The sequence below is a fragment of the Roseovarius albus genome (assembly GCF_900172335.1).
GTDB classification, from domain to species: Bacteria; Pseudomonadota; Alphaproteobacteria; order Rhodobacterales; family Rhodobacteraceae; genus Roseovarius; species Roseovarius albus.
Genome location: NZ_FWFX01000003.1, coordinates 269,950 through 290,130, shown reverse-complemented (window position 1 = coordinate 290,130; position 20,181 = coordinate 269,950). Strand labels below are relative to the sequence as shown.

General features: G+C 57.4%; 14 protein-coding genes and 1 riboswitch. Of the genes, 8 read left to right on the top strand and 6 right to left on the bottom strand.

All coding sequences use genetic code 11. The features are described from left to right. Position 1 precedes the first annotated feature (1 nt). Positions 2–289 carry a hypothetical protein gene (locus ROA7450_RS06750; RefSeq protein ID WP_085804922.1) on the top strand — a complete coding sequence of 96 codons (288 nt, stop codon included), beginning with the start codon at positions 2–4 and terminating at the stop codon, positions 287–289. 81 nt (positions 290–370) lie between these two features. On the opposite strand, the gene ROA7450_RS06745 is transcribed toward ROA7450_RS06750, so the two are convergent. Both ROA7450_RS06745 and ROA7450_RS06740 read right to left on the bottom strand, forming a co-directional pair. Then, on the bottom strand, positions 371–1,741 hold the full coding sequence (locus tag ROA7450_RS06745; RefSeq protein WP_085804921.1) for an FAD-binding oxidoreductase: 1,371 nt from the start codon (positions 1,739–1,741) through the stop codon (positions 371–373). A gap of 237 nt (positions 1,742–1,978) precedes the next feature. Next, the gene (locus ROA7450_RS06740) at positions 1,979–3,220 is read right to left on the bottom strand and encodes an aminopeptidase P family protein (RefSeq protein ID WP_085804920.1); all 1,242 of its coding nucleotides are present in this window, start codon (positions 3,218–3,220) and stop codon (positions 1,979–1,981) included. 165 nt (positions 3,221–3,385) lie between these two features. Between ROA7450_RS06740 and ROA7450_RS06735 the strand changes: the two genes are divergently transcribed. Continuing rightward, on the top strand, positions 3,386–4,381 hold the full coding sequence (locus ROA7450_RS06735; protein ID WP_085804919.1) for a P1 family peptidase: 996 nt from the start codon (positions 3,386–3,388) through the stop codon (positions 4,379–4,381). 6 nt (positions 4,382–4,387) lie between these two features. On the opposite strand, the gene ROA7450_RS06730 is transcribed toward ROA7450_RS06735, so the two are convergent. Then, a complete protein-coding gene (locus tag ROA7450_RS06730) occupies positions 4,388–4,903 on the bottom strand; it encodes an invasion associated locus B family protein (RefSeq protein ID WP_143534391.1) in 516 nt (171 codons plus the stop codon). Positions 4,904–5,095: 192 nt separating this feature from the next. On the opposite strand from ROA7450_RS06730, the gene ROA7450_RS06725 reads away from it, so the two are divergent. The 3 genes from ROA7450_RS06725 (at position 5,096) to ROA7450_RS06715 (ending at position 7,435) form a co-directional block, all read left to right on the top strand. Continuing rightward, positions 5,096–6,091 carry an asparaginase gene (locus ROA7450_RS06725; protein ID WP_085805055.1) on the top strand — a complete coding sequence of 332 codons (996 nt, stop codon included), beginning with the start codon at positions 5,096–5,098 and terminating at the stop codon, positions 6,089–6,091. Positions 6,092–6,298: 207 nt separating this feature from the next. Further along, positions 6,299–6,667, top strand: a complete 369-nt coding sequence (locus ROA7450_RS06720) for a hypothetical protein (protein ID WP_085805054.1) — start codon at positions 6,299–6,301, stop codon at positions 6,665–6,667. A gap of 104 nt (positions 6,668–6,771) precedes the next feature. Next, positions 6,772–6,922: riboswitch (FMN riboswitch) on the top strand. A 78-nt stretch (positions 6,923–7,000) separates the two neighbouring features. Next, on the top strand, positions 7,001–7,435 hold the full coding sequence (locus tag ROA7450_RS06715; protein WP_085804917.1) for a 6,7-dimethyl-8-ribityllumazine synthase: 435 nt from the start codon (positions 7,001–7,003) through the stop codon (positions 7,433–7,435). A gap of 100 nt (positions 7,436–7,535) precedes the next feature. Here the strand turns inward: ROA7450_RS06715 and serB are convergent, their stop codons facing one another. Continuing rightward, entirely contained in the window at positions 7,536–8,402 is an 867-nt protein-coding gene (serB, locus tag ROA7450_RS06710; RefSeq protein WP_085804916.1) for a phosphoserine phosphatase SerB, read from the bottom strand. 155 nt (positions 8,403–8,557) lie between these two features. Between serB and ROA7450_RS06705 the strand changes: the two genes are divergently transcribed. The 3 genes from ROA7450_RS06705 to ROA7450_RS06695 all read left to right on the top strand — a co-directional run bounded on the left by ROA7450_RS06705 (position 8,558) and on the right by ROA7450_RS06695 (position 12,643). Continuing rightward, complete coding sequence (locus tag ROA7450_RS06705; protein WP_085804915.1) at positions 8,558–9,715, top strand: phosphoserine transaminase; 1,158 nt, start codon at positions 8,558–8,560, stop codon at positions 9,713–9,715. A gap of 60 nt (positions 9,716–9,775) precedes the next feature. Continuing rightward, complete coding sequence (gene serA / locus ROA7450_RS06700; RefSeq protein ID WP_085804914.1) at positions 9,776–11,371, top strand: phosphoglycerate dehydrogenase; 1,596 nt, start codon at positions 9,776–9,778, stop codon at positions 11,369–11,371. Positions 11,372–11,458: 87 nt separating this feature from the next. Further along, positions 11,459–12,643, top strand: a complete 1,185-nt coding sequence (locus tag ROA7450_RS06695) for an acetyl-CoA C-acyltransferase family protein (protein WP_085804913.1) — start codon at positions 11,459–11,461, stop codon at positions 12,641–12,643. Here ROA7450_RS06695 and pbpC read toward each other — a convergent pair. Continuing rightward, positions 12,640–14,688, bottom strand: a complete 2,049-nt coding sequence (pbpC, locus tag ROA7450_RS06690; protein ID WP_085804912.1) for a penicillin-binding protein 1C — start codon at positions 14,686–14,688, stop codon at positions 12,640–12,642. The two genes, ROA7450_RS06695 and pbpC, sit on opposite strands and share 4 nt — an antisense overlap. Before the next feature lie 3 nt (positions 14,689–14,691). Then, positions 14,692–20,118 (bottom strand): alpha-2-macroglobulin family protein, encoded by a 5,427-nt coding sequence (locus tag ROA7450_RS06685; RefSeq protein ID WP_085805053.1) that lies wholly within the window; start codon positions 20,116–20,118, stop codon positions 14,692–14,694. Positions 20,119–20,181: the final 63 nt, after the last annotated feature.

Sequence of the window (20,181 nt, the reverse complement as noted above, 5' to 3'; positions counted from 1 at the left end):
AATGTATACCAACGAAAAACCCGACAACAACGTGATCATGCTTCTGAATCTGGCCGGTGTGGTTCTGGCCTATGTGATGCTGGGCATCTCGCTCTATCTATCGACCGACGTGCCGCTGGCGACCAAGGGCTACTGGGCTATCGGGATCATTCTGCTGACGCTGAGCCTTGTGAACTTCGTCAAATACCGTTTCGACAACCAGGCCCGGATCGACCGCATTAACCAGATCGAAGAGGCCAAAAACGAAAAGCTGCTCGAAGACTACGTTGGCGACAGCAAAGACAGCTGATCACCTCATGAACGCGCAAAACCCCGGCCATCACGCCGGGGTTTTGTATTTTATGGGCCAACTCAATGTGGATGAAGGTTCTCAGGGCGCGATATTCTGGTTCACATGGAACAAGTTGTCGGGATCAAAGCGTCGCTTGATATCGACTAGGCGGTCATAGTTGCCACCGTAATTGTCCTGTACCCGAACGCTGTCATCGTCATCCATGAAATTTACGTAACCGCCCGGCTCCGAATACGGTGCCACGGCATCCGAATAATCCTGCACCCATTTGGTGTGGGCTGCGTCATTTGCTGGATCATCCGACGCCGCAAGAATCACCATCGAGAAATCCGCATCCCGGTGGCCAAAGGCCGTCGCATCCGCCGCCACATCATGACAGGCGCCGTTGATCGGATAGAGATGCATGGTCGAACTGACCGTCGGCGCATTTGGCCCGTGTTGGATATGCGCGGCGATGGCTTCGTCACTTAGTTCTTTGACGAAATTGCCCTTCCAGTATTGGCGAATGCCGGTTGGGAACAGCCCGTCAAAGGCCGCGTTGATCGCGGGGTAGGGCAGCGGCCCAACCATCTCGGCCTTGACCTCGGCCACATCATGGAACGGTTTGAACTGCTCTTCCCCCGCGGCCGGATCGCCCGACCAGCAGGCGACAATGCCGACAAACATGTCGCCATGCCGGTCCTCAGGAATGAAGGGCAGGGGCGGTGCAATCTGAAAGACCGGAAAGGCCCCCATTCCGCGCGGTGCGTCCTTGATGTAGTCGCGGTAGAATTCAAAGATGGTTTTAGTATCTTGCAGCTCATAGAACATGGGCCCCCAGTACACCGTATCCACTGGCCGCAGCTTGTATTCGAACGAGGTGCAAACACCAAAGTTCCCACCACCCCCGCGCAGGGCCCAGAACAGATTGGCGTTCTCATGTTCATTCGCGATCAGCATTTGCCCATCTGCGGTCACCACATCCGCGGAAATCAGATTGTCCAGCGATAGCCCATGCCCACGTGACAGATAGCCGATGCCACCGCCAAGGGTGAGCCCGGCAATGCCGGTGGTGGAAATCACCCCGCCGGTCGTGGCCAGGCCAAAGGCATGGGTGGCGGCATTGAAGTCCCCCCAGGTGGTGCCGCCCTCGGCGCGCACGGTTTGCGCGTTCGGATCCACCCGAACCCCGCGCATGCCGGACAGGTCTAGTACGACACCGCCATCATTGGTGCCAAACCCCGGTCCACTGTGGCCGCCGCCCCGCACCGACAGATCAAGCTGGTTGTCGCGGGCATAATTGACGGTCGTCATCGCATCCCCGGCATTGGCCACACGCACGATCACGCCGGGCCGTTTGTCGATCATGCCGTTGTGCACCTTGCGCGCGTCCTCATAACCCTGATCCTCGGGGGTGATCACATCCCCCCGCACCAGATCACGTAGTTCACTTGCAGTTTTGGCAGCCATATCGAATTCCCCCTCTTCGCTGCGGGGCGAGAGCACTTCGATTGCGCACAATCTGGTTAAAGGAACGTTTTAAGGATCAATGAAAACTAAGCAAAAACTACAGCCGCATCAGCAATCGCAGACTCAGGCCTCAATATCTGGCGGGATCATAGCATGTTTTGTGGCTGAATTCATGTTGAGGACGTTACGATATCCCCATCAGAAAAAAGGCGGCCCATTGGACCGCCTTCCGTTGTCTTATCCAACCACGTTGAACTCGGGCCCATACGGGTATCCGGTGATGTTCTCGTTGCCATCTTCGGTGATGACCAGAACATCGTGTTCGCGGTATCCGCCGGCACCCGGTTGGTCGTTGGCGATGGTCAGCATCGGTTCCATCGAAATGACCATGCCCGGCTCCAGCACCGTGTCGATGTCTTCGCGCAGTTCCAGCCCGGCCTCGCGGCCGTAATAGTGGCTCAGCACGCCGAACGAATGGCCGTAACCAAATGTGCGGTATTGCAGCAGCTGGCGCTCTTCAAAGAAGTCGTTGATCTTGTGGGTTACCTCGGCACAACTGACACCAGGCTTCAGCAGGCTCATGCCGTACTCATGCGCGGCAATGTTCGCCTCCCAGATCTTCAGGCTGGCATCGTCCACTTCGCCGACAAACATGGTGCGTTCCAGCGCCACGTAATAGGCCGAAATCATCGGGAAGGTGTTGAGGCTCAGGATATCCCCACGTTGCAACTGACGCGCGGTGACCGGATTATGCGCCCCATCGGTGTTGATGCCCGACTGGAACCAGACCCAAGTGTCACGGTATTCCGCATCGGGGAAGACGCGGGCAATCTCAGCTTCCATCGCGTCGCGCCCGGCCATCGCCACATCAATCTCGCGCGTGCCGACCTTGACGGCATCACGGATCGCGTAACCACCGACATCGGCAATCGCTGTACACTTGCGGATCAGCGCAATCTCACCGGCTGATTTGTGCATCCGCTGGCGCATCGTGTGGCCCGCGATGTCCACGGTGGACGACGGTTTCAGGAACCCTTGCAGTTTATCGCGCTGCATCAAGGTCAGGTGATCACCCTCGTAACCGATCACTTTGCCTTCGCCGGTCACAGACAGGATTGCGCGCCAGTAGTTGTCACGCTGCCAGTCGGTATAAGTGATGTTGTCTGCGTGGCTCCGACGCCAAGGCTGACCCGCGTCAATCCCGGCAGAGATTGTCACGCTTTCCGTCGCGGTCACAACCAAGCCATAAGGCCGACCAAAGGCGCAATAGAGGAAACCGCTGTAGTAGGCGATGTTGTGCATCGAGGTGAAGACAGCGGCATCAACGCCAGCCTCGGCCATAATGGCGCGCAGGCCGCTTAGGCGTGCGTCATATTCAGAACTAGCAAAAGGCAGCGGCGCCTTTTCCCCATTGTGGAAACGATACATTTCAGGGCGTGCAGTGCCACTGAATTGGTTGGATTCTGGATGTGCAGTCATATTTGACCCTCCTGTAAAAGAAAGGTCCCGGCGTTCAGGACTGTTTGAATATGTGAGCCTTGCCCGTGTCGGGCGGGCGACGCCATCGCCCCGGCCTGTGCCTGTTCTTGCGCATTCCGTTTATTCTGGCAAGATAAATTTTCAACTTATGCAGATGGATTTCTTATGCAGGTAAAACCCGGCGCTCTGAACCTGATCACCGATGTTGCAGGCCTCAAAGTCGGCAATGCGCAGAATGACACGATTAAAACCGGCACGACGGTGCTGATCGGTGATGCGCCATTTACCGCGGGTGTCTCGGTCATGGGCGGCGCACCGGGTACCCGCGAAACCGACCTGCTGGCCCCCGACAAAACGATTGAGCAGGTCGATGCGTTGGTGCTGTCCGGCGGTTCGGCCTTTGGGCTGGATGCGGCCTCTGGCGTGGCTGATGCCCTGCGCGCACAAGGGCGTGGCTTTGCCGTCGGAGATCAGAATGTCCCGATTGTCTCGAGTGCCATCCTGTTTGATCTGATCAACGGCGGGGACAAAGGCTGGATTGAAAACCCCTACAAAGCTCTGGGTGCAGCCGCCCTCGCACAGACCGGAACCGAGTTTGCGATCGGCTCTGTTGGGGCAGGCACTGGTGCCACCACGGCCAATCTCAAGGGCGGGCTGGGTTCCGCCTCGTTTGTCTTGCCCTCCGGCCACACGGTTGGTGCTTTGGTGGCCGTCAACGCTCTGGGTCAGGCGACAGTGGGTGATGGCGCGCATTTCTGGGCGGCACCGTTTGAGATGAACGAAGAATATGGCAACCAAGGCGTTGCGAGTGATTTCTCAACGTCTCAGATTCCACAGACCAAACTCAACCAACACGCCAACACCACCATCGGGATCGTCGCTACCGATGCCCCGCTGACGCAGGCGCAATGCACCCGCATGGCCACCGCCGCACATGATGGTTATGCCCGCGCGCTTGTGCCGTCACATACGCCGTTCGATGGGGATCTGATTTTTGCCGCCAGCACGGGAGAAGGGCCACCCATCACCGAAGCAAAAGAGCTACTGCTGCTTGGCCACTTTGCAGCCCAATGCATGGCCCGCGCCATCGCGCGCGCCATTTATGCGGCCTCTCCGGTGGCGGGTGACACCCTGCCATGTTGGCAGGGCAAATTCACATGAAAACGATTAAGGGCAGCGCTTGGCCGCTTCTTCGATCGCAGCGGTAAAGCCCGACAGCGAAAATGTGTCTTTGGTCACCGTGCCGCGTCCGGACCGCGCCGTCAGAACAGCACTTGCGCCACGTTTCATCGCCGCAATGATCTTGGTATCATCCGCCGTGCTGGCAGGCCAGGCCCATTCACCCTCGGTAAAAAGCTCAAACTCATTGCCGCTGATGTTGATATTCACCGTCGATCCGCCAGCAAACGGGTAGCCGCCGGTAAATCCGATCTGGCCCTTCACGCCAGCATCCGGGCGATAAAAAGCCATCAACAGAATGTCACCGCGACGCACCGCAACCGTGCGGCCATCCTTGGTGTTAACCGTCTCTGTCGGGGCCGACACCGCCCAGCATTCCTTGGGGTTCTTTTCTTCAAACACGCTCCAGGCGGTATTGGCCGCCACCTGATTGGTGCTTGTCTCTTGTGCCACCGCGCCGGTTGCTGCCAGCGCCAGAACTGCGCCCACCAATCCGCGTGTCATCCGTCGTACCATATGTCCAGCCTCCCAGCTGTCCTTTGCCTCAAATTCATCTGGCCGCCTTGTCCATTGCTGGATTATTTGCGAGATACGGCCAAGTCTTGCTCAACAGTGCAACAATAGACTGAAACAGACGAGATGTGAAAGACGCAATTGGCGGAAATCCGCAACCCTGTAAGCCCGGAGGCACCGATCATGACAGCACCTGTTTTACTGACCGAGGTTTGGCGCGGCCCAATCCTTGAAAGCGTGCACGCAGGCCACGCGGTGATCTGCGATGGCTCCGGCCAGATTGTCGAGGCCTGGGGCGATCCAAACGCCACCATCCTGCCGCGCAGTTCGGCCAAGATGATCCAGGCCTTACCTTTGATCGAAAGTGGTGCCGCAGATGCGCGCGGCCTGACTTCGGCGCAACTGGCGCTGGCCTGCGCCTCGCACAATGGCGCGGCTATCCACACCGATCCGGTACAGGCTTGGCTGACGGATCTGGGGCTGAATGAATCCGATTTGCGCTGCGGCCCGCAGGTGCCCGATGATGAACCTGCCCGCGATGCATTGATATTGGCGGATGAAAGCCCCTGCCAATTGCACAACAATTGCTCGGGCAAACACGCAGGCTTCCTGACCCTGAACCAACATCTCGGGGGTGACGCTGAATACATTGATCCAGAACATGTGGTGCAAAAGGCCTGCTTGGATGCCTTCGAGGGGGTGACAGGTGAAACTTCCCCCGGCTTTGGCATCGATGGCTGTTCCGCCCCGAACTTCGCCACCAGCCTGCATGGCATGGCCCGCGCGATGGCTTTCTTTGCATCGGCTGAAGAGGGTGCAGACACCCGTCAATCCGCCGCCGTGCGCCTGTGGCAAGCGATGAACAAACACCCCGAATTGGTCGCTGGCGAAGGCCGTGCCTGCACCGAGCTGATGCGCGCCTGCAAAGAACCCGTTGCGCTCAAAACCGGGGCCGAGGCCTTCTTCATCGCCATCATTCCGACCCGCAAACTGGGCATCGCCCTGAAAATCGTCGATGGCTCCACCCGTGCGGCAGAATGCACCATCGCCGCCCTTCTGGTCCGCCTTGGCCTGCTCGACGCCGACCACCCCGCCGCTCTCAAACGCATGAACACGCCCGTCTTGAGCCGGCGCGGCATTGACACCGGCATCATCAAACCGGCTGCAACTTTGGTGTAAGGTCTGAACATTCTCTGAATGTAGAGAGAGACCAACGTTTATGGGCGAGACCCCTCTGCGACCGAAAGGCGTGGAATGAAGCGAGTGCTTATGGTTTAAGGCATCATTGCAAAAAGAAATCCTTGTGCCTAACTTGACGTACAATTTTTAGTCGAGCGCGGTGATGCCTATCGTTCTCGGGTGATACGCAAATATGGGATGGTACAGATGGCTTTTGGAATTTTAGATACTTACAAAGCGTGGACAATTGTTGTTGGAGTTGGGATGATCAGCTTGGGGGCTGCTCCCGCGATGGCAGATTCCGAGGCTTCTGATCCGATGACACATCCGATTAATTGTGCCACCGCTGAGGGCGATATCCGTGCGTTGAAGGCCGAAAAAAAACACGCGCAAGACCAGATCGTGCGCAATGTGGCCTCGATTACCCCAGCCGGGGCACTGCTTGGCTTGATCACCGGAACCGAAGGCAAACGTCTTCAAATGTTGACCGGTGAATATGAAAAGAAAATCGACGCCAGAATCGCTGAAACTGAATCACAATGTAATATTCAGCCGACGGATGAGAGCACCGATTAAACATCGCGAGAGGTGATGCTTAAGCGGTGGTTTGATCTCGAAATCAGGCGCACCTGCAGTACAAAATTTTACTTGCCGAATCCTTTGTGTTCTAAGAATACTGCGCGTGTTCTCAGGGCGGGGCGAAATTCCCCACCGGCGGTAAAGGGCGCAAGCCCCAAGCCCGCGAGCGGCCTCATGGTTACCCATGAGGTGTCAGCAGATCTGGTGCAACTCCAGAGCCGACGGTCATAGTCCGGATGAAAGAGAACGTCAGGGTCAACCGGGGCGCATGCCCCTTGTCCTGTCGTCCTGCGCCTTGGGTGAAAGTGTCGATAGGAAAGGATTTGAACCATGACACCCACCCGATATGCATTTATCAAGGCCAACTGGCATTCCGACATCGTCTCCCGCGCGCTTGAAGGGTTTTGCGAATTGATCCCCGCCGAACAGGTCGATGTCTTTGACACCCCCGGCGCGTTCGAGATGCCCTTGCTGGCCCGTGACCTCGCCGTCTCCGGCCGCTACGCCGCCGTGGCCGCCGCCGCCTTCGTGGTCGATGGCGGCATCTACCGCCATGATTTTGTGGCGCAAGCTGTTGTCGATGGCCTGATGCGCGCTGGGCTGGATACCGGTGTTCCGGTCCTTTCGGTCTCTCTCACCCCGCATCAATATCAGGAAACCGATCATCACAATGCGATCTTCAAAGCGCATTTTGCCGAAAAAGGCCGCGAAGCCGCCCGCGCAGCCCTGATGATGCAGAAAACCCGCGCGCAATTGGCGGCTTGAGAGAATTCCCGGGTGGGCATTTTTGCCCACCATTTTCGCCAGCCAAGTTTTGTACAAAACCTGCGTACAAGTTGTACAAGTTGTACCAAAATTTTGGCCGCTATTTGAACGCGTCGCGATGATACCCTTGCAGGTAAAGTAACGCCGTCAGATCACCATGATTGATCCGAATATCGCACTGCGCCGCGACGCTTTCCTTGGCATGCAGCGCAACGCCCGCGCCCGCGCGATGCAGCATGCCCAAGTCATTAGCCCCATCGCCAACGGCGATCACGTCATCCTCGGAAAGGCCTAATCTGGTGGTGATCTCTTCCAGCGCCTGTATTTTAGCCTCGCGTCCCAATATAGGGCGGCCGACCTCTCCAGTCATCGTATTATCATTCATAATCAATGTGTTGGCGCGATTCTCATGAAACCCTAAATCGCTGGAGGCTTGTTCCGTAAAGACCGTAAACCCACCTGACACGAGTGCCGCATAGGCCCCATTGGCCCGCATCGTCGCCAGCAAGGTCGCTCCCCCCGCGGCATAGGTGATCCGATTGCGCAGAACGTCATCAATGACGGATGCATTCAGCCCCTTGAGCAATCCAACCCGCTCGATCAACGCCTCCTCAAAATCCAGCTCGCCATTCATCGCCCGTGCGGTGATGTCTTTGACATGCGCACCAACCCCGGCTTCATCAGCCAGTTCATCAATGCATTCCTGATCGATCATGGTGCTATCCATGTCCGCCAAGAGCATCTTTTTTCTTCTGTTTTCAGATGGTTGCGCAACAAGATCGACACGCTGCTTCTGCAAGTCCGCCCAGACATCCCAACGGTTGTCGGGGATCTTTTCGACCGCAAACTCTGCCGCTTCATCCTGGCTCAGCCATGTCACATCCCCGCCACCCCAAGCGTTCCGCAACGCATCAACAAGGGCGGGATCCAGCGCACCAGCGGGGGCGATCAAAGAGGCGATGTACATGAGAGCAAGTTTCCGATCGTAGTCATTTGCGTCGCTTTTCGCGATTCAATTGCCGCTATAGACCCATTTCTGCACTTGCGAAAGACCCGTCAGGGGCGTAAGCCCGTGAGTGGGACACCCCTCCCCAACGAGGGGCATTTATCTGGAAGGATACCATGACAGAGTTCGAAAAACCGGCAACGCGGCCGGCCAATCCGCGTTTTTCATCGGGCCCCTGCGCCAAATACCCCACATTTGATTTGAAAACGCTTGCGTCTGCGCCCCTGGGCCGCAGCCACCGCGCGGCGGTTGGTAAGGCTAAGCTGAAAAGCGCTATTGAAGGTACGCGCGAGATCCTCGGTATTCCTGCGGATTACCGTATCGGAATTGTGCCTGCTTCGGACACCGGTGCGGTGGAAATGGCGCTGTGGAGTTTGCTTGGGGCGCGCAAGGTTGAGATGCTGGCCTGGGAAAGCTTCGGCGCTGGTTGGGTCACGGACGTGGTGAAGCAGCTGAAGCTGGATGCCGCAGTTAAGACCGCCGAGTATGGACGTATCGTCGACCTTACAACAATTGATACCAACAATGACGTTGTTTTCACTTGGAACGGAACCACTGCTGGTGTTCGGGTGCCCAATGGCGATTGGATCAAGGATGACCGCGCTGGTCTGACCATCTGTGATGCTACGTCTGCGGCCTTTGCGCAGGATCTGCCATGGGACAAGCTCGATGTTGTTAGCTTTAGCTGGCAGAAAGTGCTGGGGGGAGAGGCCGCCCATGGGATGCTGGTGCTGAGCCCGCGCGCCGTAGAACGATTGGAAAGCTACACGCCACCCTGGCCAATGCCAAAGCTGTTCCGGATGACCAAGAATGGCAAGCTGAATGAAAGCATTTTTGAAGGCGCGACGATCAATACGCCGTCAATGCTCGCAGTCGAAGATTATCTTTATGCGCTGGAGTGGGCGCGGTCTGTTGGTGGCTTGAAAGGCTTGATTTCCCGTGCGGATGCCAATGCAAAAGCTATTGCTGATTTTGTAGAGACTCGAGACTGGATCGCCAATCTGGCCGAGGATTGTGTGACGCAATCCAACACGTCGGTTTGCCTGAAGTTCACTGATGCACGCATTCAAGATGGGGCCACCTTCGCCAAAGCCGTTGCCAAGCGGCTGGACGATGAAGGCGTGGCTTTTGATATCGGCGCTTATCGCGATGCCCCTCCGGGTCTGCGGATCTGGTGTGGCGGCACGGTCGAGACCTCGGATGTCCAAGCATTGATGCCGTGGATAGAATGGGCCTTTGAAGCAGAAATCGCCGCGCTCACCGAAGCGGCCTGAATTTCCAGATGCGCGGCCTCGCGCATCCTCTCCAAACATATTTGAGGAAGGACCAGAACCATGGCTCCCAAAGTACTCGTATCCGACAAACTGTCTGAAACCGCCGTGCAGATTTTCCGTGATCGCGGCATCGATGTCGATTTCATGCCCGATGTGGGCAAGGATAAGGTGAAACTGCGCGAAATCATTGGTCAGTATGATGGCCTTGCTATTCGTTCAGCCACCAAGGTCACCCCGAAAATTCTTGAGGCGGCTGACAACCTCAAGGTCATTGCCCGTGCGGGCATCGGCACCGACAACATAGACAAAGAAGCCGCCAGCAAAAAAGGTGTGATCGTGATGAACACGCCTTTTGGCAACATGATCACCACGGCCGAACATGCAATTGCGATGATGTTTGCCGTCGCGCGGCAATTGCCCGAGGCCAGTGCCTCCACCCACGCCGGGAAATGGGAAAAGTCCAAGTTCATGGGGGTCGAGGTGACCGGCAAAACGCTTGGCGTGATCGGTGCAGGCAATATTGGCGGTATCGTTTGCGACCGCGCGCGCGCACTCAAGATGAAAGTGATCGCTTATGATCCATTCCTGAGCGAGGAAAAGGCCGACAAGATGGGCGTGGAAAAGGTCGAGCTGGATGATCTGTTGCCGCGCGCCGATTTCATCACTTTGCACGTTCCGTTGACGGATCAGACTCGTAATATCCTAAGCCGCGAAAACCTTGCCAAAACCAAGAAAGGCGTGCGTATCATCAACTGTGCCCGTGGTGGTTTGGTGGATGAGGAAGCGCTTGCAGAACTGCTCAAATCAGGCCACGTCGCAGGCGCTGGTTTTGATGTCTTCAGTGAAGAGCCAGCCACGGATAATGTGCTCTTTAACCTGCCCAACGTGGTCTGCACTCCGCACCTTGGCGCTGCGACAACCGAGGCACAAGAAAATGTGGCCTTGCAGGTGGCTGAGCAGATGTCTGACTATTTGCTAACTGGTGCCGTAACCAATGCGCTCAACATGCCGTCGGTCACGGCAGAAGAGGCCAAGGTCATGTCTCCTTGGATCAAGCTGGCGGGGCACTTGGGGGATTTCATCGGCCAAATGACGGATGAGCCGATCAAGGCGATCAACATTCTTTATGATGGCCTTGTTTCAGATATGAATCTGAATGCATTGACCTGTGCGGCAGTCGCCGGGATTATGAAATCCGTGAACCCCGAGGTGAACATGGTTTCCGCCCCGGTGATTGCCAAGGAACGCGGCGTTCAGATCTCAACCACCAAGCAAGATAAATCCGGCGCGTTCGAGGGATATATCAAGCTGACGGTTGTGACTGATAAGCGCGAGCGCTCCATCGGTGGCACGGTCTTCTCCGATGGGAAGCCACGTTTTATCCAGATCAAAGGGATCAATATTGATGCCGAAATTGGTCAACACATGCTTTACACGACGAATGATGATGTGCCTGGCATTATCGGTACTTTGGGGCAAACTTTGGGTGGAAACGGTGTGAATATAGCCAACTTCACTTTGGGTCGTAATGCTGCCGGGGGTGAGGCAATAGCATTGCTTTATGTCGACGCGCGCGTGCCCGACGAGGTGGTCGAGAAACTCGATGATACTGGAAAGTTCCAACAGATCAGACCGTTGGAGTTTTCAGGCGTCTAGAAAACTCTGTGACGGAACGTAGTCATGGACGGCCCTCGGGATTGTCAGTAGCCTTTTGGCAACTTTGACAGTCCCGAGGGTTTCAAAATGACCGATATTGTTCTGCTTGATGGCGCACGTACTGCAATTGGCACGTTTGGTGGCTCGCTGGCTGGCGTGCCACCCACGCAATTGGGGGCGAAGGTGGCTGATGCTGCGATGGCTCGCTCTGGTGTTGCACCGGAACAGATTGGCCATGTGGTTTTCGGCCATGTGATTAATACCGAACCCAAAGATATGTACCTCAGCCGCGTTGCTGCGATGGCCTCCGGTATTCCCGACACCACCCCGGCCATGAACGTGAATCGCTTGTGTGGATCCGGGGTGCAGGCGATTGTGTCGGCGGTGCAATCCCTAATGTTGGGCGATGCTGAGTTTGCGTTAGCAGGTGGTGCGGAAAACATGAGCCGATCTCCCTTTGTCATCCCGGACCAACGATGGGGCGCAAAGATGGGCGATGTGCGCACACTTGATATGATGCTGGGGGCGCTGAATTGCCCGTTCGGCACCGGCCATATGGGTGTAACGGCGGAAAATGTTGCCGCCGAGCATGATATTTCGCGCGACGCACAGGATGCGTTTGCCGTTGAGAGCCAAAACCGCGCGGCCAATGCGGTTGAGGCAGGACATTTCGACAGCCAGATTGTGCCGGTTGAGGTCAAGGTAAAACGGGACTTGGTTCCGTTTGCAAAGGACGAACATCTGAAAGCGACAACAGTGGAGGCACTGGCAGGTTTGCGGGCGGTGTTCCAGAAAGACGGCACAGTCACAGCAGGCAATGCCAGTGGCATCAATGATGGTGCCGCGGCGATGGTCTTGGCTCGTGCTGATGCGGCCGAGGCTGCTGGAATGAAGCCCAAGGCGCGGATCATAGGATATGCCCACGCAGGGGTGCGGCCAGAGGTAATGGGCATCGGCCCGGTGCCTGCAGTGGAAAACCTATTTGCCAAAACCGGCCTGTCAGCGGATGATTTCGACGTGATTGAATCGAACGAGGCCTTTGCGGCACAAGCGCTGGCAGTGAACAAAGGCTTGGGTCTTGATCCGGCAAAGGTGAACCCGAATGGTGGTGCAATTGCCTTGGGGCACCCGGTAGGCGCGACCGGTGCGGTCATAACCATCAAAGCCTTGTATGAACTGGAACGCATCGGCGGCAAACGCGCGCTGATCACCATGTGTATCGGTGGCGGTCAAGGGATTGCCTTGGCGCTCGAGCGGTTTGAGCGAAATTAATCGAGCCGCACTGTCACCCGCGCGGCGCGTCCTTTGGCGTCTATCACCGTGATTTCGGAAAATCCGGCGCTTAGCGCTGGCAATGAGGCATCACGTCGGTGTTGGTTTCGAAGCACCGGTATGCCGTTGGCCATCCAAACAAAGGGGGGTGCGCCATCGCGGAGTTTGACCGGCAGTTCGCCGGCTTCAAGGCGCAGCTGTGCGCCATTTGGCGGAAAGATTACCTTGGGCGCATCCGGCGCGGGCTCGAATGGCGCGTTGCGACTTGCAAACCGGCGTAATGGCGCGGGAAGTTCTGCGGAGGAGAGCAGAAGCGTTTCTGGTGGCGGAGTGGGCAGAGGGTCTGGCTTGGATTTCAGGCGTTGAAAGGCGTCGAACAAAATAGGTGCCGCCAAGTCCCCGCCAAAGGCACCGGGAAGCGGCGTGCCATCCGGGCGCCCGACCCAGACACCGGCAACATGTGCCCCGTCAAACCCGATGGCCCAGACATCACGGTGGCCATAAGAGGTGCCGGTTTTATAGGCGAGTCTTCCTTGTTGTACGCCGGAGGGAGGAGACAGTCCTGCAAGTATGTCGCCCACTTGCCAGGCAGCGGAACGCGAAAGTACTTCGGTGCTTGCATGACGATTTTGATCCGGCTGCCAAACCAATGGGCGGGTTTGGCCCTGGTTGGCCAGCATCGCATAAAGTTGCACAAGATCCGTCAGCGTGACACCCACACCGCCCAATCCAATTGCCAACCCAGCATGATCGCCGGGGAGACGCGCCTGTACGCCGCTTCGGCGCATCAGATCCATCAAATGCGCAGGACCGATCTGATCGAGCAATGCCACGGCCGGAATGTTTAGAGACAAACGCAGCGCATCTGCCACAGGTAATTGCCCACGATACTGACCATCAAAGTTTTGTGGGGCATATTGGCCGAAAGACACGGGGCGATCATCGATCAGGGTCTGGGGGTGAGCCAAACCCCGGTCAAATGCCATGGCATAGATAAAAGGCTTTAGGGTCGAACCGGGCGAGCGCACAGCATTCGCCATATCGACATAACCGTTGCGCCGGTTTGTGTTGTCGTAACCTGCAGATCCGACCGAGGCGAGGATTTCACCGGTTTGGTGATCTGCCATGACAATGGCAATCGAGGCCTCAGCCGGGACATTGCGAAGCGCAGCTTGGGCAAGCGTTTCGAGTTTTTGTTGAAGCTTGGCCTCAAATGTCAGGTTGATACGCGACAAAGTGGGGTTAGCAGAGCGTGCTTTGTCCGCCATATGCGGAGCAAGTGCAGGGAAAGCGCGGCGCTGGTGCGGCAAGGGCTCAGATTGAGCCGATTGTGTTGCTTCCTCAGGCAGAATGGTATCGCTTGCCATACGTTCCAATACGCGGTTCCGGGCCGCTTGGGCTAGTTTTGGTGATTGATCCGGTCGCCGCGTTGCGGGGGATTGTGGCAGGGCGACCAGCAGCGCGGATTCAGCCAAGGTCAGACGTTGCGGCTCTTTCCCGAACCACGCCAGAGTTGCGGCCCGCACCCCTTCAAGGTTGCCACCATAGGGCGCGTGGGTCAGATACATCTGCAGGATCTGGTCTTTGTTGTACTGTTGCTCCAACGCCCAGGCGACGCGCATCTGGCGCAGCTTTCCCGGCCAGCGTCCGGTGCCGCCATTTTCCAATAGGCGCGCAACTTGCATTGTCAGCGTGGAGCCACCAGAGATAACCTGACCATTGAGGAGTGCTTGCCAGGTAGCGCGTGCCAACGCCAAGAAGTCGACACCGGAATGTGTGTAAAACCGCTGATCTTCATACGCGATGAGCATATCTACATAAGTAGAGTCGACCTGATCCACTGCGACACCAAAGCGCCAGCGGCCATCTTCAACCGTGTAGGCTCGCAGCAAAGCACCATTTCGATCCCGAATTTCAGTAGATGTTTCGCTTAATACTGGTGGCAATTCAGTGCTTTCGATCCAGCGCGCAAGCCACAGCTTGCCTGCGATGCTGACACACAGCACCACAATAAGACCAAGTGTGATCATCGCGCGCCGGGACATGGGTTACTCCGAAACCGTCAACTGTGTCGTCGCCGTGTTGGCGCGGTATTGCGGGCGGTACATGTCTTCGACCACGGCCGCGGGATAGTGGTAGGTGCCTGGGGTCAAAGCACGAACGATATAGGCCAATTGAAACGGCTTGTCGTCGCGTCGATCGACAGCGGCTAGGAAACGGTCAGAGCGGGCCTCGAAATACCGCGTTGGAGCCGAATCCAGCCATTCCAGTGACCGGATGTCGCCCGCGCGAAGCAGATTTGGGTTATCGATCTCCAGCCCCGCAGGCAGAGGATCATCCACCATCAGGCGGGCGGACCCGGCCTCTGACGGAGAAACGGTAAGCACGACAACCAACCGCGTCCCTGTCTGCATTTGATCAGGCTGCACCTCGTTTCCGTCCATATCAAAATAGCTGCGGCTGATCTGGTAGCCATACCCGCCAGCGGGCGCTGGGACGTTCGGCACGCCAAAGGTGGTGAGCGTGATGTCAGTGGGTTGGCCGCCTGTGTTGGTTAGACTCTGTGTGCTGAGCGTTTCTGCGGCTAATCGTTTGACCAACGGGCCGGAAATGGCTTCACCGTTGAGAGACAAACTGGACTGTGCAGGCTCGCTCATCAGAGCGTTCGTGGCCAAAAGCGTCCAGACCTGTTCCTGTGTCGAGCTTTCAGGGCCGGTGGTGGCCGCAAGGCTGCTGAGTGCCTGCACATCAACCGCGTTGCTGCCTGCTTCCACCGCCAGTGCTAGCACTGCGGCGCTATCACGTTTGGGTGTCCCGTAATCGACACGCCAATACCGGCCGCCTTCAGGATTTCCGGCCTCCACACGCTGCATTGCGGAGGCAAACATCCGATCCGCACGGGTTTGGTCGCCATAGGACGCCAACGCATGCCCCAATTGCGCGAGGGCCAGTGGCGTGGCGAACGCCTCAAGTTTAACATCAGCGTAATAACGCAAATCGCCAATGCGGGCCGCCCCCTCGCGGGCCAGAACCATCAGAGCATAGGCGATGTCTTCGCCGCCGAGGTCGAAGTCTGGCGCGTAGTTGATCCGATTGCGCAGGTTATCCATTGCCATGGCAAAGGCCTGATCCGGAACCTCATATCCCTGCGTGCGGGCGCGGGACAGGAAATCGGCGACATAAGCATCCAGCCAAAAATCGCCAGAGTTTGCACGCCAGAGGCCAAAGGCCCCGTTGCTGGATTGTCGGGCCAGGATTAAGTCAACCGCTTGATCAATGCGTTCAACCACTTGCGTTTGGTTGCCCAACCCCAAAGCTTCGGCAACAGGGCCGAAGTACAGCAAAGGAAGTGCTTGAGATGTTACCTGTTCGGTACAGCCATATGGATAGCGATCCAGTGCTCTCAGCAGGCCGGGTGTGTTTAGCTTAGCCATGGGGCCAGCCGAGAGTAGCAGTTCCGCGCCATCCGGCCGGATGCCAGCAAAGACCTCTTGATCCAAAGTGAAGGTTGCTCCTGCCGCCAAGCTAAACCTTTGTGTGGTCGAGGTGGTGGGGTCGTTTGACCGCACCGGCAATGTGAGTTCTTTGGTCAGTTGCTTACCGTCCGGGGTAGTCAAAGCGATACGCAGGGTTTGATCGCCCGTGACTTCTGCGCGGATCGGTACGGTGAGCGAGGCTTTCCCACCCTCAGCCAAGTCAAGGCCGGATGGGATATCACCCTCAAGCGTGACGCCTTCGGCCGTGATGTCCAACCCGACACGACCTGCCGGGCCTTCGGCATGGGCCAATTCTAGCAGCAGACGGCTTTGATCCCCGGGGGCCATGAAACGTGGCAGCGATGCGGTGGCGACGACCGGATCGCGGATCAAAACATCCCGGCTGGCTTGTCCAACAGCCTTGTTTGACCATGCAACAGCCATCAGGCGAACAGTTCCGTTGAAATCAGGGATGTCGAAGCTGATCTTTGCAGACCCATCAGACCCAACCGTGACAGGTCCCGAGAAAAAGGCGACCAGCTTTTCGGTGGGGGGCGGTGATTGGCGTTGCATTCCGTTGCCCGCGTCCCCGCCTGAGCGGACCTGCCCGGCGGCACCGTTCATGCCATTGATCAGCCGACCATAAAGATCGCGGATTTCGACGCCGAGACGCCGCTGGCCAAAATAGTGAACCGATGGGTCAGGGGCTTCAAAGCCTGTCAGATTCAGAATGCCCAGATCGACCGCAGCAAGGGTGAGGTGGGCCGTGTCGCCCTCGGCCAATCCCTCGATGTAAACGTTGGTATCGAGTTTGCCGCGTGGAGAGGTCTTCTCTGGGGCGTCGATGCTGACCGACAGTTGCTTATCTCCTGGTTCAATTTCTGCATAAGCCAAACCAAGGGAACGGGCCGGGTTTTGTCCAGCGGCAACGTCCATGGGACGCAGAACCTGCGCGGTGACATAAGCGCCAGTGCCCCAATCTCCGGTCACGGGAACAGGGATCAGGTTCTCACCGGCGGAAACCTCGACCACCTGACGCGCGATAACCTGATTGGACATGACGCTCACCAGTGCCGTTCCAGCGTAGCGTGGCACGATGCGAAGTTGCGCGGTTTCTCCCGGGGTATAGCCGGGCTTGTCCAATGAGAGCTCCAATGTGTCTGGTGTGCTGGAGGCATCTGCAGGGGCGTACCAACCGGCGTAGAAATCGCTGGAGCTGGCCACGTAGGTGCCGTCCAAACGCTCGACGAGTAATTCATACTTCCCCCATTGAACGGGAGTCGAAACTTGTGTGGGCGCATCGCCCAATGCGACCTCACCAGTTGCCACGCGCTGACGGGTTGTGATCGGTTCCCAATTCCAGTTGCCGTATTGCTGATACCATTGATACCGGGTTTCAATCCGGTTCACGGTCCAGCGCACGTTCATTGCCACAGGCGCAAGTGTTTTATCAATCGCGATGACTTGAAAGCTGGCCTTGTCGCCTTCGGGCACAACATCCGAAAATCCTGGTTTGAGGCCGATCATCGGTCCAGCAGGGGCAAGCGCCTTGGTCAACTGGCGTTCAACCGGACGGCCAGAGCCTTCGTTGACACGCAGAGTGACCTGAGCTTCAAAGGGGCGATCATTGGTCTTTGTGAGTGGTAGCTTGACCGGCAAGACCAATGTGCCGTCATCCCCGGTGGTGCCGCCATCGATGTAGCTTGCAACAGGTGTCACGCTAAGATCATGCTGGCCGAAGAAATAACCGGGGAAACTCTCAAGAGTACGCTGTGGGACCAAGCGCAGGGTTCCATCCGTTTTAAGGCCTCCACCGGGCGCACCAAAGAGGTAACGTGCTTCAACTGATAAAGGCGGGGTGTCGCCGGGGCGGAGAGGAGCGTCTGGAAGGGAGAGTTCAAAATCAATTCGCTCTGGCAGAAAGTCTTCGACCAACAGGCTGGTTTGCGCCAGCGCCGGGGCATCCGGATCAGCCATGATCGCCAGCTGCCACGTGCCGCGCGGCGCACTGTTGCCGATAAATAAGCTGAAGACATGCCCCCCTGCGACGCCGCTGGCCGAGACTTCGCGTGTGTATTCTACTCCATCCGGGCGGGTCAGGATGGCCGTTAGGGGCAGATCAGCAATGGCCTGCATCTGTATGTCACGCGCCAATGCGGTGGCGTGGATCATTTCGCCTGCGCGATAGGCGCCGCGATCCGTAGTCAGGAAGACATCAACGGGTGGGGCAGGGGGGCGCCCTTCGACGCCGCGATCTGACAGGTCAAAGGCCGGATCGGTCAGCGACAGGAATGCAATGTCCTGATCTCCCTGCCGGGCAATCAGCAACGCCGGGGCAGTCGCGCCAGTGCCGCGCGTCAGGCCAGGTGCGAAGAGAGCGTGGCCTTCTGCGTCAGAGCTAGTTTTGCCGAGTTCTCGATTGGCACGTGACAACAAGGTCAGCTCAATCCCGTCCAAAGCCTTTGCACCGGCCAAACCGCGTGCAAAAACATGCAGACCATCAGTGCCCTGCATTGTAGTTAAGCCTATGTTGGTCAGGATAAACCACTGCGTTGCACCGGGATCATCGTAAGGATCGGCATCAGGGGCATTCGCGGTCAATGCATAAATGCCGGGAGGCTGATCTGCGAGCACCTCTCCCATCGGCAGGCGGGTGGTCATGGTTTTGTTGAGGGTGTTTTGCACCTCACCCACGCCGGTCCAGACATCTTCAGCGATGTCCGAAGCAAATGCCGCTTCTTGGTAGTGGCTCAGCGGGCGTGCGAAATAATCATCCTGAATGGCGCGCAGCAGGTTGCGGTCGCTAACACGGCGCAGAGACAGATCAACCTCATCAAGGTTGACCGTGTCAATTGGTAGAGCGGCATCAGCAGCACGCGGCAGCACATAGGACCGGCCGGAAAAATTCACTTGCGGGCTGCGGTCGCGCACATAAAGTGCCAGTTCGACATCCTTCAACATCGTTTCGCCACTCGCCGCAGGTAGACCCTGGCGGAAGGTCACGCGGTAGTGAGAACCATGTTGCACGCCATCAATGCATAGCTGGCGCTCTTCAGCCTGCACCACGAGCCCGGCATCGGGTAAGCGCACATAGGGCGTATAGTCCAGCCCGGCCTTCACCAAGGGTTCAGAGAATTCCGCACAGATGCGTGGCGCGCTGCTTTCGTTGTCGGCGCGATGCTCAATGATGCGAAAGCCGTATTTGGCGGCGGCAGCTTCAAGCGCAACCTGAATGTCATCACGTGGCTGGATCGATTGTGCCAGTCGCAGCGCTGGGATCATGTCGCGACCACGATTGTTGCGCTCAAGGCTTTCGGCCATCACCTGCAGGGCAGACACACGCGCAGGGTCATTCGGTGCCCGCAAGTATGCGTTGAACGCGGCCCCTTGCGCCCAGTTGGCATAACGGCGTTTGTCCGAACTAGAGTTTGTATTGATTGCCAGCAATAGGCGGGCGTACTCCGCCCACAGATCGCTGCTATCTGCCTGCGCTACGGCGGCCCCCGTCCAGCGCATGGCGTTCAGCGTATCGCCCTGCGCTTGCCGATCCTGAGCTGCATTCAACAGATCGGACAGCCCCCACTGACCGGCCGGATGCCGCGTGCTGATACCGCGGGCGTAGCGGCGGGCCTGTTCGAAATCCGAGTCTTTCAGAAATGCCAGATCCTTCGCCCGATTTTCAGCACGATGCAACACCTGAATGTCGGTCTCGATCATGCGCGCAGACACCGCGCCCTCAAAAGGTTTGATCTCGGTGATCTCAGATTTGGGGAAACAGGCGTTTGAGCGTTTGTTGAACGTATAGGCCTTGCAGGCCAGATCATTCAGGCAGGTGTTTTGGCAGGCTTGCAGTGTGGTGTCGAACAGCGGCTGAAGGTCCGCGCCGTAATAATCAACATCGTTTGTGACGAGCTCCCGTCGTTCAGGGACTGCGCTTTGGGCATGGACCTGTGCGCTAACACAAGACAGGACGACAAAGGGCATCAACAAGCGGCGCATGGCAATCTCCATCAATCAATGGGGCCATGGTGCCATGCTGCTGGCTGTCTGACAATGTCAGGG